Consider the following 15,423-nt stretch of genomic DNA (forward strand, 5'->3'; position numbering starts at 1 on the left):
TTAACGCCCGGGGAGTTCGTAGGCGTATGCCTCCTCGCCGTGCGCTCCGGAGTCGATGCCCTGCTCCTCGACCTCCGGCGGAACCCGCAGACCCGTGAGGCGCTTGACTCCGAGCGCGATGAGCAGGGAGGCGACGAACGAGTACGCCGCTACCGCGGTCACCGAGATCGCCTGCACGACCAGCAGGCCGAGGTCGCCGCCGGTGAAGAGCCCGTCATCGAATGCGAAGAAGCCGAGATAAAGCGAACCGATGACGCCCGCGACCAGGTGCAGGCCCACCACGTCCAGTGAATCGTCGTATCCGAGACGGTACTTCCACTCGATGGCGCAGGCGCAGGCGCTTCCGGCGATGAGGCCGAGCAGCAGCGCCCATAGCGGCGACAGATCCGCCGCGGCGGGGGTGATCGCGACGAGGCCCGCCACTGCGCCCGAAGCGGCGCCGGTCACTCCCGGCTTCTTGCCGCGCAGCGCGTCGACGAAGATCCAGCCGATGATGCCGGCGGACGGTGAGGCGAGCGTGTTCACGAGGATCAGGCCGGCCTCGCCGGCGCCCGAGGCCAGCCCCGAGTTGAATCCGATCCAACCGAACCAGAGCAGGGCGGCGCCGATCGTGACGAGCGGGATGCTGTGCGGCCGGTGCGATCCGCGAGCGAATCCGATGCGCTTGCCTACGACGATGGCCAGGGCGAGAGCCGCAGCGCCGGCATTGACGTGAATGACGGTGCCGCCGGCGAGGTCGATGGCATCGGGCATGCCGAGCGCGCTGCCCAGGTGCTCGATCCAGCCGCCGCCCCATACCCATGCGGCGACCGGAAAGTAGACCAGAGATGCCCACACGCCCGCGAAGAGCACCCACGAACCGAGCCCGACGCGATCCGCGATCGCACCCGAGATGAGCGCCGTCGAGATCATCGCGAACACCGCGCCGAACCCGACGCCGATGAACTCGTCCGGGGGAGTGCTCAGCAGACCGAAGTCCGCAAACGGGTCGCCCGCGAAACCGGTCGCTCCCGGAGCGAAGCTGTTCATGCTGTACCCGAACAGCACCCAGAGCACGCCGACGACGCCCATCGCGCTCACGCTGAAGAGCATCATGTTGACGACCGAGCGCACCCGCACCAGCCCGCCGTAGAAGAGGGCGAGCCCCGGGGTCATGACGAGCACGAGGGCCGTGCTCGTCAGCGTCCATACGTCCTGCGGGGTGAGATCCATGGCGTCTTCCTCTCCGTCGGGGACCCGTGCTGCGGGTCGTCGCTCCAGTGTCGGCCGGCTATGTTTCGCGACGGTCGCCGAACGGTTTCCGGCCCGTCGCCGGTGCGTTTCGGGATGGGTCTCAGGGTATGGGCTTCGAACTTTCGCGGGGAGGTGCTAAGCTGTTCAGGTTGCCGTCAGAACGGCCGCGGATCAAGAGAGCCCCAGCATTCGGCTGAAGGCGCCGCGCAGCAAGAGGAAAGGGGATCCCTATGGCACTGAGTGCAGAAGCCAAGAAGGCGATCATCGATGAGTACGCGACCAAGCCCGGTGACACCGGTTCCCCTGAGGTCCAGATCGCGATGCTCTCGCAGCGCATCAAGGACCTGACGGAGCACCTCAAGTCGCACAAGCACGACCACCACTCGCGCCGCGGCCTGCTGCTGCTCGTCGGCCAGCGTCGTCGTCTGCTGGGCTACCTCCAGAACGTCGACATCAACCGGTACCGCTCGCTCATCGAGCGCCTGGGCCTTCGCCGCTGAGCGAAGCCATTCGGCTTACTGCGAAACGCCCTCGATCCGCTTTCGGATCGGGGGCGTTTCCTGTTTCCGGAGCCGTGCCCGGCCCGTTCGAGCCCACCGGGCGTTACACGACGTAACCCGAATCGAGTAGACGGTGCCGACCGCGCGAGAATTGAGCGTTTCCTTCAGAAAGGCTCTCATGAAGCTCCGTCATCTCACCCCCGCGCTCCTGGTCGCGGCCGCCGTACTGCTGACCGGTTGCGTCAACGACGACGCGGGCGCATCCTCGACGAGTCAGACCGATGCACCCAGTGCCACGGTCGCACGTTCTTGGGAAGAGATCGAGGCGTCGGGCACGCTGCACGTGGGCACCATCGTCGATTACCCGCCGAACGAATTCAAGACCGACGACGGTACGCCGACCGGTTGGGCTGTCGACCTGGTCTCGGCGATCGCCGACGAGCTGGGACTCGACGTCGAATGGGAGATCCTGCAGTTCGACGGGATCCTGCCGCGCCTCGAGACGGGGAGCATCGACATGGGCGTCGGATCATTCGGCGACACCGTCGAACGGCAGGAAGTCGTCGACTTCGTCAACTACTACAACGCGGGCTCGTTGTGGGCGGCGAAGCCGGGAAGCGGCGTGGACCCCGATAGCGCGTGCGGTCTCACCGTCGCCGTCATGACGGCCGGCACCCAGCATCTCGTCGAACTGCCCGAGCGAAGCGCGCAGTGCGAGGCCGACGGCAAAGCGCCGATCGAGATCATGCCGTTCACCGGTCAGCCCGAGGTCACGAATGCGGTCGTCGTCGGCAAGGCAGACGCCTTCTCAGCGGATTCGCCCGTCACCCTCGATGCGGTCGCACAGCTCGACGGCGACCTCGAGGTCGTGGGCGACCTCTTCGACACGATGCCCTACGGCTTCCCCATCGTGAAGAACAGCGAGCTCTCCGAGCACGTGCGCGGTGCGCTGCAGACGCTCATCGACAACGGCACCTATCTGCAGATCCTGCAGTCGGGCCACTCCGAGCTCGGCGCGATCACCGAGGCCACGATCAACGCCGGCACCGAGTAAGCGGGCAGCGGCAGGGATCAGCGCGCGGCTGCCGCCACACGCTCGGCCAGACGCGCGATATCGGTCGTCGTCACCCGGCAGCAGCCGCCGATGAGCGCGACGCCGCGCGACAGCCAGGCATCGACGTAGTCGTCGATGCGCTCCGCCGAACCCGACCAGCTGCGGGTCTCCGGGTTCCAGACCTCGCCGGTGTTCGGGTAGACGAGCAGCGGCTTCGCGGAGGCGCCGGCGAGTGCACGGAGCGCGGCGTCCGCGTCGGGGAGCGCCGAGCAGTTCACGCCGATCGCGGAGATCTCGTCGACGCCCTCGGCGAGCGCGGCGAACTCCTCGAGGGAGCGCCCGGCTCGCAGCCCGGCGGAGTCGACGGTGACGCTGATCATGCTCGATACGCCGGTGCCGGCCATCTCGGCGCAGATCGCCTCGACTTCGTCGAGCAGCGGTACCGTCTCGAAGAGCAGTACGTCGGCGCCGGCCTCGGCAAGCGCATCGATGCGCGGTCGGTGCCAGGCGCGGAGCTCGGCGACGCTCAACCCGTAGTCGCCGTCGTACTCGGTGCCGCACCCCGGGCTCGACCCGTACGGGCCGACGGAGGCGGCGACCCAGGCCTCATCGGGGGAGAGGCCGGCATCGGCGCGTGCGAGCCCCGCGAGCTGCACGCTGCGGCGCAGCAGCGCGTTCACCTCGTCACGGCTCTCGGAAGCGAACCCCTCGTAGCTCACCTGGTACGAGCATGTAGTCGCGATGCGTGCACCGGACTCGAAGAAGTCGCGATGCGCGGCGCGCACCTCATCGGGGTCGTCGCGCAGGATCTTCGCCGACCAGAGCGCCGACGCGACGGAGTTTCCACGCGCCTCCAGATGGGTGCCGAGGCCGCCATCCAATACGACGGGGCCGGCTTCGATCGCTTCGAGCAGAGTGGGCATGGAATCAGCGTAGCGAAACCGAGCGCTGCGGCCCGACACTGCGCGTCGCGGGGCGTGCGTGCTGCGGCTATCGCGGAGGGAGGCTGCGCATGCGTTCAGAATGTTCGGATGTGCTCGCGCATCAGTAGAAGAGCGGCGCGAGCAGCCCGCTGAACAGGGAGAAGACGAACGAGATGATACCGAGCCCGGCCGAGACGACCGCGCCGATCGCCGTCCAGCGCAAGCGCGGCTGGTCCTTGCGCATCAGACCGAAGAGGCCGAGCACGCCGACCACGAGGACCCAGAAGAGATTGACGGCGCCGAGGACCAGGCTGATGGCCGAACTGTCCAGGTCGAGGTCGAAGGACAGTCGGAACACGAAGGCCGGCGTGAGGACGGAGAGCGCGGAGTGCAGGGCCGCGATGCTGAGCGCGACGACGCCGAGCACGTTCACGCGCTCGGACGCCGCGTTCCCGACCAACGGCGCAACCTGCGGCTGCGCGTACGACTGATCGTACTGCGGTTGCGAGTACTGCGGCTGTGCGTACTGCGGCTGCTGCTGCTCATACTGTGGCTGTGGCTGTGGCTGTGGCTGTGGCTGCGGGAACTGGTGCTGCGGGTCCTGGGGCGGGTACGGCGCGCTCATGGGCCCAGCATAGCCCTCGGTGGAGACGGCAGGGGCCGTGCGCATCGATGGAACGATACGCACGGCCCCTGCCGTCCGCGAAGACTAGATCTTCGAGGAGGCGTCCTTCAGCACGCTGCGGAGGATGCCGCCGATCTCAGCGAACTCCGCCGGACCGATGGTCAGCGGGGGAGCGAGCTGGATGACGGGGTCTCCGCGGTCGTCGGCGCGGCAGTACAGACCGGCTTCCCACAGCGCGGGCGTCAGGTAGTCGCGCAGCAGACGATCCGACTCCTCGTCGTTGAACGTCTCCTTGGTGGCCTTGTCCTTCACCAGCTCGATGCCGAAGAAGTAGCCCTCGCCGCGCACGTCGCCGACGATGTCGATGTCGAGCAGCTTCTCGAGCTCGGCGCGGAACAGCGGGCTGTTCTCGCGCACGCGGCCGTTCAGATCCTCTTCCTCGAAGATGTCGAGGTTCTCGAGCGCCGCGGCAGCCGCTGCCGGGTGACCGGCGAAGGTGAAGCCGTGGTAGAACGTGTTCTCGGTCGAATTGAACGGCTCCGAGACCTTGTCCGAGACAATCATCGCGCCCAGGGGCACGTAGCCCGAGGTGATGCCCTTCGCCGAAGTGATGATGTCGGGCTCGTAGCCGAGGGCCTTCGAAGCGAAGAACTCGCCGACGCGGCCGTAGGCGCAGATGACCTCATCCGAGACGAGCAGCACGTCGTACTGGTCGCAGATCTCGCGCACGCGCTTGAAGTAGCCGGGGGGAGGCGGGAAGCAGCCGCCCGAGTTCTGCACCGGCTCGAGGAAGACGGCGGCGACGGTCTCGGGGCCCTCGAAGAGGATGGCCTCTTCGATGCGGTTCGCGGCCCACTGGCCGAAGGCCTCGAGGTCGTCCGAGGGTGCGCCCATCTCGGCGGCGCGGTAGAAGTTCGTGTTCGGCACGCGGTGACCGCCCGGGGTCAGCGGCTCGTAGAACTTCTTCATGTCGGGGATACCGGTGATCGCCAGGGCGCCCTGCGGGGTGCCGTGGTACGCGACCGAGCGCGAGATCACCTTGTGCTTCATCGGCTGGCCCTTGATCTTCCAGAAGTGCTTGGCCAGCTTGAATGCGGACTCGACGGCTTCGCCGCCGCCGGTGGTGAAGAACACCTTGTTCATCTCGCCGGGGGCGTACGACGAGAGGCGCTCCGACAGCTCGATCGCTGCCGGGTGCGCGTACGACCAGATCGGCATGAAGTCGAGCTGCTGCATCTGCTTGGCCGCAGCCTGCACGATGCGCTCGCGGCCGTGGCCGGCGTTCACGACGAAGAGGCCCGCGAGCCCGTCGATGTACTCCTTGCCGGCGGCGTCGTAGATGTGGTGGCCCGATGCCTTGGTGATGACGGGGATGCCGTCGTTCAGCACCTTGCGGTTGGTGAAGTGCGGCCACATGTGGCGCTTGGCCGAGGCCTGAAGGGCGGCGGTGTCGACCGCTGCTGTCGGATCGAATGACATGGTTATCGTGTTCCCCAGTCGTATTTCTGTTTGTTGAGTTGGAGGTAGACGAAGGTCTCCGTCGAAGCAACGCCGCTGATGGTGCGAATCTTCTCGTTCAGCAGCTCGATGAGGCCGTCATCGTCCTCGCAGACGACCTCGACGAGGATGTCGAACGTTCCGGCGCTCAGTACGACGTAACTGATCTCCGGAATCTCGGCGAGGCGGTCTGCGACGATTCGGGTATCGCCGGATACGCGGATGCCGAGCATCGCCTGCCTGCTGAAACCGAGCCGCATGGGATCGGTGACGGCGACGATCTGCATCACTCCGGCGTCTGTGAGCTTCTGCACGCGCTGGCGCACCGCGGCCTCGCTGAGGCCGACGGCTTTGCCGATCTCGGCGTACGAACGGCGGCCATCGATCTGCAATTGCTCGATGATCGCCTTCGACGTCGAGTCGAGTGTCGGAGTACTTCGTTTTGTGCTCACGCAACTGATTCTTACAGCAAGAGAGTGAAAAAGCAAAGGATTCCGCAGAAATTGATATTCAATACTTTGCATATGCGCACTTCTGGCGCAATTCTGAGGCGAAGGAATGTGTCTGCTGCGGGCTTCGGCGTGAGTTTCTTAAACCGAAGCCAAAATGCGACTCGGCAGTGCTTTTCGGCTTAAAAAGAAAATTTTGACACTGATTTCTAGAGATTGTATGCAGAAAACGACGAAAGGGCTATGCCGGTGGAGTGAGATGTGCCATATTTCCTCTATCGGTTCGTGACGGCGCGGTCGAAGCGTCGACGAGGCGCGCCGCAGGTTCTTAAAGGAGAGAGCATGACGAGTACCAAGACGGGTGTAGCGCGCGGCGCCTCCCTGAAGCGCAATCTCGGGCTCTGGGCCATCGTCGGCCTGGGGCTGGGATACATGACCCCGACAGTGGTCTTCGATACCTTCGGCATGGTCGCCCGCGACACCAACAACGTCGTGCCGCTCGCGTACCTCGTGGCGCTGATCGTGATGGTCTTCACCGCGATCAGCTACGGCAAGATGTCGGGCGCCATCCCGAGCGCGGGCTCCGCCTACACCTACGTGCGCGAGTCGATCCACCCGAACGTCGGCTTCCTGGTCGGCTGGACCTCGCTCATCGACTACATGCTGCTGCCGATGGTGAACTGCCTGATCATCCGCAGCTACCTCGAGGCCGTGTTCCCGTCGGTGCCCGGCTGGATCTGGGTCGTGCTCTACTGCATCCTCACGACGGGCATCATCTACTTGACCATGCGCGGCACTTCGAACGTGAACATGATCCTGCTCGTCTTCTCGATCGTCGTCATGACGGTGTTCGTCATCATGGTGTGGGCGCAGCTCGCCGGCGGCGAGGGCGTCGGCACGGTGGCCTCGATGCAGCCGTTCTTCCACGACGGCGTCACCGCAGGAGCGGTGCTCATGGGAGCGACGATCGTCTGCTTCTCGTTCATCGGCTTCGACGCGGTCACGATGTACGTAGAGGAGGCCCGCACGCCGAAGATCGTTCCGCGCGCACTGATTCTCACCGTGCTGATCGGCGGCGCCATCTTCCTCATCGCCGGGTACTTCACCCAGCTGCGCTTCACCGATTGGAATTTCTTCGCCCCCGGCGGCGACATGCAGTTCGTCGAGGATTCGACGCTGCCGATGATCGGCGACGCCGTCGGCGGCCCGGTGCTCATGGCCGTGCTGACCGCCGCGGGTTTCTGCGCGACCCTCGCCTCGGGCCTCGCCTCGCACGCCTCGGTCTCGCGCATGCTGCTCGTCATGGGCCGCAACGACGTGCTGCCCAAGAAGTTCTTCGGCTACATCAACCCGAAGACGCACACTCCGACGTTCAACATCGTGCTCACCGGCATCGTCTGCCTGACGGCCGTGGTGTTCACGCTCGAAATGATCGCCGCGTTCATCAACTACGGCGCCCTCATCGCGTTCTCGTTCGTGAACATCTCGGTGATCGCCTGGTTCGCGATCCGCCAGGGCCGCCGCAAGACGCCGAAGGACATCTTCAACTTCATCGTGCTGCCGCTCATCGGCGTCGCCATGACCGGTCTGCTCTGGGCGAACCTGCACGCCGATGCGCTCATCGGCGGTGTGATCTGGACGCTGCTCGGGCTCGTCTACCTCGTCTTCCTCACCAAGGGATTCAAGAAGAAGGTCGCCGCCTTCGACGAGGATCAGGCCGTCACCGGCTACAACAAGGTCGTCGGCTCCGACACCGAATAGCACCGCCACCGGTGCCCGTCACGAACGGCCCGTCGTCTCGGCCGGAGAGCGCAGGCTCTCCGCGCCCGGGGCGGCGGGCCGTTCGGCCTTCCGCCCGTGGCGCTCCGCATCGAAGAGGGGCAGGGTGATGCTGCAGAGCGGGCCGATGAGGAGGGCGAATGCGACGGTGCCCACGCCGGCGTTGCCGCCGAGCAGCCAGCCGATCGCGAGCACGGTGAGCTCGACCGACGTTCGGCCGGCCCAGACCGGCATACCGAATCGGGCATGCAGTCCCGTCATGAGGCCGTCGCGCGGGCCCGGCCCGAGTCGAGCCCCGATGTAGACGCCGCTCGCGATGGCGAGCAGCAGCATGCCGGTCGCGAAGAAGAGTACGCGCGCCCAGAGCGTTCCGGGCGAGGGGAGCAGCCAGAGCCCGAGGTCGATGCCCGGGCCGACCAGCAGGATATTGAGCACGGTGCCGAGCCCGGGCTTCTGGCGCAGCGGGATCCAGAGGAGGAGCACCGCGAGCCCGATGAGGTTCGTGAGGAGCCCGATGCTGAGCCCGGTATGCAATGAGACGCCCTGCGCGAAGACGGTCCAGGAGTCGACACCGATCGCCGCACGGATCATGAACGCGTCGGCGATGCCGTAGAGGAGCAGACCGGGAACGAGGCGGGCGAGACGGAAGAGCATAGTGATCAGTCCACTTCAGTTTGGACTGGTGAACAAGATGCCAATCTGCATATAGTGGCCATATGATCTCGCAACGACTCTCAGCACGTCGGTTCGCGCGGCTGCTCGGAGACTGGCGCGGAGACGGCTTCGGATACCAGGAGCTCGCCGACAGCGTCGTGCTGCTGATGCGCGACGGAGCGATCGCTCCGGGAACGTCGCTGCCCGCCGAGCGCGGGCTCGCGGAGGAGCTCGGCATCAGCCGCACCATGGTCGCGGCGGCCTATCGCATGCTCCGCGAATCGGGCCTGGCGCTCTCGAAGCAAGGGTCGGGAACCATCGTACGGGCGCCCCGCCGGGCGGATCTGGACGCGGCGGACGCAGCGGGAAGTGCGGCGATCGACCTGTCGACGGCGTGCCCCGAACCCTGGCCGGGCATGGAGGCCCTCGCCGCGCAGTCGCTGCACGCGGCCCCCGGGCTGTTCGCGCAGTCGGGCTTCGACACCATCGGCAGGCCCGATCTGCGCGCGGCGCTCGCCGACCGCTATACGAGGCGCGGCCTCGTCACGACGCCCGATCAGATCATGGTGACGCTCGGCGCCCAGCATGCCATCCACCTCGTCGCGCGCACACTGCTCGGACGCGGCGATCGCGCCCTGATCGAATCGCCGAGCTACCCCCACGCGCGCGAAGCGCTCGCGAGCACCGGCGCCCTCGTCGCCGAACTGCCGGTGTGGCAGCGCGAATACGACGCCGCGGGCATGCTCGACATCGCCGCTCGCGTGGCACCCCGCCTCGCATACCTCATCCCCGACCACCACAACCCGACCGGGCAGAGCATGCCGCGCGGACTCCGCACGCGTCTGATCGCAGCGCTCAGCGCGTCGGGCGCGCACATGCTGGTGGATGAGACCACCGCAGAGCTCATGCTCGGCGAGCACCGGCTCGTCGAACCCTTCGCGGCGGCCGCCGAGCAGCCGCATCAGCGCGACGCCATCATCACCGTCGGGTCGCTCGGCAAGACCGTCTGGGGCGGGCTGCGCATCGGCTGGATCCGGGCGACGCCCGACCTGATCGCACGCCTCGAAGCCGCTCGACGTGTCGGCGATCTGGGAACCGCCTCGTGGGAGCAGGTGGCCGCGGCTCTCGCACTCGAACGGTACGACGAGATCCTCGACTTCCGCACGCGCGAGCTCACGAAGCGGCACCGAGTACTCACGGAGCAGCTCGCCGCCCGGCTTCCCGACTGGCGAACGACCGCGGCAGTCGGAGGCGTCTGCCTCTGGGTCGACATCGGCGAGCATCGGAGTACGGCCCTCAGCCGCGAGGCCGCGCGTCGCGGAGTACGGCTGCCGCCGGGCCCCCGCTTCGGCAGCCCCGGGATGTTCGAACGGTTCGTGCGGCTGCCGTTCTCGTTGCCCGAAACCCGGCTGATCGATGCCGTGGCCGTGCTCGGCGAGGCCCGCGAAGCCGCGCCGTCGACGAGAACGGAGCCGATCGAGATGGACGCCGTCATCTGACCGGGACGGTAGAGTTGGTGCATCATGCTTGATCTCGATTTCAACGCCCGCTTCAAGGCGCTGCGCGCCACATACGCCGACATCGCGGCGGTGTCAGACCTGCCCCGCCTCGATCGCGAGATCGCGGAGCTCGAGGAGCAGGCCGCCGCCCCCGGCCTCTGGGACGACCCCGCCGCCGCCCAGAAGGTGACGAGCGGCCTGAGCCACCGCCAGGCCCGCGTGAAGCGCCTGCGCGGCGTCGAGAGCCGCCTCGACGACCTCGAGGTGCTCGTCGAGCTCTCGCAGGAGATGGAGGACGCGGATTCCGAAGCCGAAGCGACGCAGGAGCTCGCCGACCTCGAAACCGTGCTGCAGGATCTCGAGGTGCAGACCATGCTCTCGGGGGAGTACGACGAGCGCTCCGCCGTCGTCACCATCCGTTCGGGCGCGGGCGGCGACGACGCCACCGACTTCGCCGAGATCCTGCTGCGCATGTACCTGCGCTGGGCCGAGCACCACGACATCCCGACCAAGGTGCTCGACACCTCGTACGCCGAGGGCGCCGGTATCAAGTCGGCGACCTTCGAGGTCGACGCGCCCTACGCGTTCGGCAAGCTCTCCGTCGAGGCCGGCACGCACCGCCTCGCCCGCATCAGCCCGTTCGGCTCCGCAGACAAGCGGCAGACCAGCTTCGCCGGCGTCGAGGTCATCCCGCTGCTCGAAGAGGCGACCGAAGTGGACATCCCCGAGACCGACATCCGCGTCGACGTCTACCGCTCCTCGGGCCCCGGGGGCCAGTCGGTGAACACGACCGACTCCGCGGTGCGCATCACCCACCTCCCCACGGGCATCGTCATCTCGATGCAGAACGAGAAGTCCCAGATCCAGAACCGCGCCGCGGCGATGCGCCTCCTGCAGACCCGCCTGCTCCTGCTGCAGAAAGAACAGGAAGCGGCGAAGAAGAAGGAGCTCGCGGGCTCCGTCACCGCCAGCTGGGGCGACCAGATCCGCTCCTACTTCCTTTACGGCCAGCAGCTCGTGAAGGATCTGCGCACCGGCCACGAATCCTCGCAGCCCGATGCCGTGTTCGACGGCGATCTCGACGGTTTCATCGCCGCCGGCATCCGCTGGCGATCCCTGTCGAAGAACGACTGAATCGCCGCTGAGATCGCCCCGCTCCGCGCGCCGCCGCGGCCCCTCCCTGCGACTTCCCGCAGAATGGCTGCAGAAGCGCCGCGTGGCTGCGTGTCGCGCGCAGACCAGAGAGTAGGGTCGAACCCGTCATGATCCTCTTCGAGAACGTCACCAAGAAATATCGCGGCACGGCGAAGCCCGCGCTCGACGGCATCGACCTCAAAATCGATCGCGGCGAGTTCGTGTTCATCGTCGGCGCTTCGGGCTCAGGCAAGTCGAGCTGTCTGAGACTCATTCTGCGCGAAGACCAGCCGAGTGCGGGCAAAGTGCACGTGCTGGGGCAGGACCTCAGCAAGATCTCGTCGCGCAAGGTGCCCTACTTCAGACGCAACCTCGGCACGGTCTTCCAGGATTTCCGACTGCTGACCAATAAGACCGTCTACGACAACGTCGCCTTCACGCTGCAGGTCATCGGCAAGTCGCGCGGATTCATCCAGGAGGCCGTGCCCGACACCCTCGAGATGGTCGGGCTCGCGAACAAGGCCAAACGCTACCCCCACGAGCTGTCGGGCGGCGAGCAGCAGCGCGTCGCCATCGCGCGCGCGATCGTGAACAAGCCCGCCATCCTGCTCGCCGATGAGCCGACGGGCAACCTCGACCCGGCCACCAGCCTCGGCATCATGCAGCTGCTGCGCGCGATCAACGCGGCCGGCACGACCGTCGTCATGGCGACACACGAAGCCGCATTCGTCGACATCATGCAGCAGCGCGTCGTCGAGCTGTCGCAGGGCGTCGTCGTGCGCGACGAAGTCGGCGGCGGCTACGGCGAGACCGCATCGATCCCTGTCGCCGATCTCTCGGCCGAAGGCATGCAGGTGCTGCGCACCACCGAAGCGGTCGTGCGCGCCGCCCTCGCCCCGGACGATGCAGCGGCCGCAGCGGCAGCCGCGGAAGCCGTCGCGGAGAGCACCGCGACGGTGGAGGCCGCGGCCTCGGCCGTCGCCGCCGAAGTTCTCGCAAGCGCTGATCGGTCGCAGCCCGTCGACGGGAACGACCGCATCGAAGCCAGCGTCTTCGAGGAGCCGAACCCGTTCGACGACCAGCACGACGACGAGGACGACTTCGACGACACCCGCCGGGCGGGGGACGAGAGGCGCATTCCCGCCTTCCTCGAACCCGCCGATGCCGCGGACGAGCAGGCGAACCGGAAACCCCGCGGCCCGCTGCCGCCCATGGACCCCGTGCGCATGTCCGAGACCGGCAACCTCGCCGAAGCACTCGGGCTCAACCGCAAGGACAATGGCGATCAGACTGATGTGGGGCCGGTGCGATGAGATTCGGTTTGGTGATCGGCGAGGTCTGGAACGGCCTGCGCCGCAATATGTCCGTCGTCATCTCGGTGGTGCTCGTGACCTTCGTGTCGCTCACCTTCGTCGGCGCTGCCATCATCATGCAGCTGCAGATCCAGCAGATGAAGACCTTCTGGTACGACCGCGCCCAGGTGGCCGTCTACCTGTGCACCGAGTACGACGAGAGCGCGACCTGCTCGGGCACCGACGCCGGCGAGGCCGAGATCACGGCGGTCGAGGATGCGCTGAACTCCGAGACGCTGCAGCCCTACGTCGACGACTACTTCTTCGTGGATCACGAGCAGGCGTACGACGAGTTCACGAAGCAGTTCGCAGGCAACCCGATCGTCGACATCACGAAGCCCGAGCAGCTCAACCAGACCTTCTGGCTGAAGCTCAAGGACCCGTCGCGCTCCGAGATCATCCAGGAGACCTTCTCGGGCATCCCCGGGGTGCAGAGCGTCTCCGATCAGCGCAGCCTGCTCGACCGCATCTTCCTCTTCCTCGGCGTAGCGAGCTACACCGCGATCGCGATCGCGGGCCTCATGCTCATCGCGGCGATGCTCCTGATCTCCACGACCATCCGCCTCTCTGCATACTCCAGGCGCCGCGAGATCGGCATCATGCGGCTCGTCGGCGCCTCCAACAGGTTCATCCAGACGCCGTTCATCATCGAAGGCATCATCGCGTCGCTCGTCGGCGCCGTGCTCGCGAGCGCGGCATCGGTGTCGATCGTGAAGTTCTTCGTACAGGATTTCCTGGTGCAGGAGATACCGTTCACGAGCTACATCACCGTCGAACAATCGCTCATCGTGCCCCCGGTGCTCATCGTGCTCGGCGTCGCGCTCTCGGCGATCGCGGCGAAGATCGCGATCACCCGGTACCTGCGCGTATAGCGGGACTGCCGTCCGCATGCGATCTGCCGAGAATCTGACTTCTGCCGCGATCCGGCCCCAGATACTCGGCAGATCGCATATCGACGGGCGGGCGTTCGCCCGGCGCCGGCCGGGCCCGCCCGGGGAGTCGGGGCGCGTCGGTGCGGTATGCTGATGGACTGCGCTACCGGGAGAGGATGTGACATGAGCCCCAAGGAAACCGGTGAGAAGCTCGTCGCCTCGAACAAGAAGGCGCGGCACGAGTACCTCATCATCGACACCTACGAGGCCGGAATGGTGCTGACCGGCAGCGAGGTGAAATCGCTGCGCATGGGGCGGGCATCGCTCGTCGACGGCTACGTGTTCATCGAACGCGGTGAGGCCTGGCTCGATGCCGTCTACATCCCCGAGTACCTGAACGGTTCGTGGACCAACCATGCGCCGCGCCGCAAGCGCAAGCTGCTGCTGCACCGGCAGCAGATCGACAAGCTCTTCCAGAAGACTCGCGACGGCGGAATGACGATCGTCCCGCTGCGGCTCTACTTCCTCGATGGTCGCGCGAAGGTCGAGATCGCGCTGGCCAAAGGCAAGAAGGAATACGACAAGCGCCAGACACTGCGCGAGCGGCAGGACAAGCGCGAGGCCGAGCGGGCCATGCGCACCAAGAACCGAATGGGCGAGTAGCGCTCGGAGAGAACGCCCATTTCTGGGCGTTCTCGCGCTACTCGCCGGGGCCGTCTCGGCCCGGGGTCTAGCTCAGAGGAAACAGCCGTTTCTGGCTGTTTCCGCGTCACTCGCCGGGGCCGTCCCGGAATCGGACGTCGATACTGCACCAACTGCGCGCGGCCAGGCCGATGCACCTGCTACATTGCGTGCTAGGGGCCCGCGCGGGCGGAGCTCCGCGACGTGCGAGCGTCGGCGACCGTCGGCTTCGATGCGAGGGGGCATACGATGACGGATACCGGGATCAGCGGACCCCCGGCCGAGACTGCTCCAGTGGGGGAGTCGAAGCCCAGACGGGCGGCTTCAGCGCTTGTCATCGTGCTGGCCGCGCTCTGCAGCATTCTGCTCCTCGCATCCGTCGGCCTTACGGTCGCCGTGGTCGCGGTCGCGCAGGATCGTGCGAGGCAGACGGCCGAGCTGAGCAGCGTACGGCAGGAGCTGAGCGAGCGCACCCACGGTACGGTGCACGAGGTCGACGGCATCGAGATCCGAGTGATCTCGGACCTCGAATTCGAGTCGCCGTCCATCATCCAAACGGAGGAGTCGGAGTACTGGTCGCTCGTCACTCTGGTCGCGAACGCCGACGAGCAGCAGGCGGCGGAGGCGTTCTTCGATGTCACCGCGTACGACGAGAACGGCGCCATCCTCGACCGGGTGCCGGCGATCAACTATCTGCTGCCCGGTCAGCGGTCGGTCTTCGAGGGGGCGTTCACCTCGGAGTCGCTCGAAGCTGCGTCCATCGTGATCGAGCAGACCCGCCTCGAATTCGGTGAACCGAGCGTGCCCGGCGGCTATTCGGTGGGGGAGTTCTCGGGGACTCCGCAGGGCAGGGTCGAGGTCGAGATCACCTCGTCGCTCGGCGCGGTCGCAGAGTTCACGAGCATCTACATCGTCGGTTTCGTCGGCGACGAGATCTTCGCCGTGTGCGATGACTATCAGGATGTTCCGGCGGAGGGCGCCTTCACTGCAACGTGCGTGCTGGACATCAGCAAGGAGGTCCCGATGGCGGAGGGGGCAGACGGGCCGGCGATTCCGGAGAACGCGGAGTTCGGGGCATACCTCGCGCTCGACCTGCCGTTCTGAACGCGAACCCGCGGAACCCGCAGAGGCCGCCCGGCGCGGAATGCGTTGGGCGGCCTCTGCAGATTCC

The 15,423-nt window shown here is 66.6% G+C and carries 15 protein-coding genes; 9 read left to right on the top strand and 6 right to left on the bottom strand.

Annotated elements, in window-relative coordinates; genetic code table 11:
- Positions 1 to 1,212, bottom strand: a complete 1,212-nt coding sequence (locus tag NHL51_RS05930; protein ID WP_434142434.1) for an ammonium transporter — start codon at positions 1,210 to 1,212, stop codon at positions 1 to 3.
- Between the two features lie 251 nt (positions 1,213 to 1,463).
- On the opposite strand from NHL51_RS05930, the gene rpsO reads away from it, so the two are divergent.
- A complete protein-coding gene (gene rpsO / locus NHL51_RS05935) occupies positions 1,464 to 1,733 on the top strand; it encodes a 30S ribosomal protein S15 (protein ID WP_434142435.1) in 270 nt (89 codons plus the stop codon).
- A gap of 178 nt (positions 1,734 to 1,911) precedes the next feature.
- Positions 1,912 to 2,787 (top strand): ABC transporter substrate-binding protein, encoded by an 876-nt coding sequence (locus tag NHL51_RS05940; RefSeq protein WP_434142436.1) that lies wholly within the window; start codon positions 1,912 to 1,914, stop codon positions 2,785 to 2,787.
- A gap of 17 nt (positions 2,788 to 2,804) precedes the next feature.
- Here NHL51_RS05940 and mmuM read toward each other — a convergent pair whose 3' ends face one another.
- The 4 genes from mmuM to NHL51_RS05960 all read right to left on the bottom strand — a co-directional run bounded on the left by mmuM (position 2,805) and on the right by NHL51_RS05960 (position 6,284).
- Positions 2,805 to 3,710: a homocysteine S-methyltransferase gene (mmuM, locus tag NHL51_RS05945; protein ID WP_434142437.1), complete on the bottom strand. Its 906-nt coding sequence runs from the start codon at positions 3,708 to 3,710 to the stop codon at positions 2,805 to 2,807.
- A 121-nt stretch (positions 3,711 to 3,831) separates the two neighbouring features.
- Positions 3,832 to 4,335, bottom strand: coding sequence for a hypothetical protein (locus NHL51_RS05950; RefSeq protein WP_434142438.1), 504 nt, complete (start codon positions 4,333 to 4,335; stop codon positions 3,832 to 3,834).
- An 84-nt stretch (positions 4,336 to 4,419) separates the two neighbouring features.
- Positions 4,420 to 5,814 carry an aspartate aminotransferase family protein gene (locus NHL51_RS05955; RefSeq protein ID WP_434142439.1) on the bottom strand — a complete coding sequence of 465 codons (1,395 nt, stop codon included), beginning with the start codon at positions 5,812 to 5,814 and terminating at the stop codon, positions 4,420 to 4,422.
- A 2-nt stretch (positions 5,815 to 5,816) separates the two neighbouring features.
- Complete coding sequence (locus NHL51_RS05960; RefSeq protein ID WP_434142440.1) at positions 5,817 to 6,284, bottom strand: Lrp/AsnC family transcriptional regulator; 468 nt, start codon at positions 6,282 to 6,284, stop codon at positions 5,817 to 5,819.
- 339 nt (positions 6,285 to 6,623) lie between these two features.
- Between NHL51_RS05960 and NHL51_RS05965 the strand changes: the two genes are divergently transcribed.
- Positions 6,624 to 8,042, top strand: coding sequence for an APC family permease (locus tag NHL51_RS05965; protein ID WP_434142441.1), 1,419 nt, complete (start codon positions 6,624 to 6,626; stop codon positions 8,040 to 8,042).
- An 18-nt stretch (positions 8,043 to 8,060) separates the two neighbouring features.
- Here the strand turns inward: NHL51_RS05965 and NHL51_RS05970 are convergent, their stop codons facing one another.
- On the bottom strand, positions 8,061 to 8,714 hold the full coding sequence (locus NHL51_RS05970; RefSeq protein WP_434142442.1) for a YczE/YyaS/YitT family protein: 654 nt from the start codon (positions 8,712 to 8,714) through the stop codon (positions 8,061 to 8,063).
- Positions 8,715 to 8,776: 62 nt separating this feature from the next.
- Here NHL51_RS05970 and NHL51_RS05975 point away from each other — a divergent pair, with 62 nt between their 5' ends.
- The 6 genes from NHL51_RS05975 (at position 8,777) to NHL51_RS06000 (ending at position 15,356) form a co-directional block, all read left to right on the top strand.
- Positions 8,777 to 10,213, top strand: a complete 1,437-nt coding sequence (locus NHL51_RS05975; protein WP_434142443.1) for a PLP-dependent aminotransferase family protein — start codon at positions 8,777 to 8,779, stop codon at positions 10,211 to 10,213.
- 24 nt (positions 10,214 to 10,237) lie between these two features.
- Positions 10,238 to 11,347, top strand: a complete 1,110-nt coding sequence (gene prfB, locus NHL51_RS05980; protein WP_434142444.1) for a peptide chain release factor 2 — start codon at positions 10,238 to 10,240, stop codon at positions 11,345 to 11,347.
- Positions 11,348 to 11,475: 128 nt separating this feature from the next.
- Positions 11,476 to 12,660 carry a cell division ATP-binding protein FtsE gene (gene ftsE, locus NHL51_RS05985; RefSeq protein ID WP_434142445.1) on the top strand — a complete coding sequence of 395 codons (1,185 nt, stop codon included), beginning with the start codon at positions 11,476 to 11,478 and terminating at the stop codon, positions 12,658 to 12,660.
- Positions 12,657 to 13,571: a permease-like cell division protein FtsX gene (gene ftsX / locus NHL51_RS05990; RefSeq protein WP_434142446.1), complete on the top strand. Its 915-nt coding sequence runs from the start codon at positions 12,657 to 12,659 to the stop codon at positions 13,569 to 13,571. Before ftsE ends, ftsX begins: the two co-directional genes overlap by 4 nt.
- A 183-nt stretch (positions 13,572 to 13,754) precedes the next feature.
- The gene (gene smpB, locus NHL51_RS05995; protein ID WP_434142447.1) at positions 13,755 to 14,234 is read left to right on the top strand and encodes an SsrA-binding protein SmpB; all 480 of its coding nucleotides are present in this window, start codon (positions 13,755 to 13,757) and stop codon (positions 14,232 to 14,234) included.
- 267 nt (positions 14,235 to 14,501) lie between these two features.
- A complete protein-coding gene (locus NHL51_RS06000) occupies positions 14,502 to 15,356 on the top strand; it encodes a hypothetical protein (protein WP_434142448.1) in 855 nt (284 codons plus the stop codon).
- The last annotated feature ends 67 nt before the right edge of the window (positions 15,357 to 15,423 follow it).

Source organism: Leucobacter sp. gxy201 (genome assembly GCF_051043335.1).
Classification (GTDB): Bacteria; Actinomycetota; Actinomycetes; order Actinomycetales; family Microbacteriaceae; genus Leucobacter.

Excerpts from the sequence above, each read along its gene's own strand:
- NHL51_RS05930 (WP_434142434.1), bottom strand. The coding sequence starts at position 1,212 with ATGGATCTCACCCCGCAGGACGTATGGACGCTGACGAGCACGGCCCTC.
- rpsO (WP_434142435.1), top strand. The coding sequence starts at position 1,464 with ATGGCACTGAGTGCAGAAGCCAAGAAGGCGATCATCGATGAGTACGCG.
- NHL51_RS05940 (WP_434142436.1), top strand. The coding sequence starts at position 1,912 with ATGAAGCTCCGTCATCTCACCCCCGCGCTCCTGGTCGCGGCCGCCGTA.
- mmuM (WP_434142437.1), bottom strand. The coding sequence starts at position 3,710 with ATGCCCACTCTGCTCGAAGCGATCGAAGCCGGCCCCGTCGTATTGGAT.
- NHL51_RS05950 (WP_434142438.1), bottom strand. The coding sequence starts at position 4,335 with ATGAGCGCGCCGTACCCGCCCCAGGACCCGCAGCACCAGTTCCCGCAG.
- NHL51_RS05955 (WP_434142439.1), bottom strand. The coding sequence starts at position 5,814 with ATGTCATTCGATCCGACAGCAGCGGTCGACACCGCCGCCCTTCAGGCC.
- NHL51_RS05965 (WP_434142441.1), top strand. The coding sequence starts at position 6,624 with ATGACGAGTACCAAGACGGGTGTAGCGCGCGGCGCCTCCCTGAAGCGC.
- NHL51_RS05970 (WP_434142442.1), bottom strand. The coding sequence starts at position 8,714 with ATGCTCTTCCGTCTCGCCCGCCTCGTTCCCGGTCTGCTCCTCTACGGC.
- NHL51_RS05975 (WP_434142443.1), top strand. The coding sequence starts at position 8,777 with ATGATCTCGCAACGACTCTCAGCACGTCGGTTCGCGCGGCTGCTCGGA.
- prfB (WP_434142444.1), top strand. The coding sequence starts at position 10,238 with ATGCTTGATCTCGATTTCAACGCCCGCTTCAAGGCGCTGCGCGCCACA.
- ftsE (WP_434142445.1), top strand. The coding sequence starts at position 11,476 with ATGATCCTCTTCGAGAACGTCACCAAGAAATATCGCGGCACGGCGAAG.
- ftsX (WP_434142446.1), top strand. The coding sequence starts at position 12,657 with ATGAGATTCGGTTTGGTGATCGGCGAGGTCTGGAACGGCCTGCGCCGC.
- smpB (WP_434142447.1), top strand. The coding sequence starts at position 13,755 with ATGAGCCCCAAGGAAACCGGTGAGAAGCTCGTCGCCTCGAACAAGAAG.
- NHL51_RS06000 (WP_434142448.1), top strand. The coding sequence starts at position 14,502 with ATGACGGATACCGGGATCAGCGGACCCCCGGCCGAGACTGCTCCAGTG.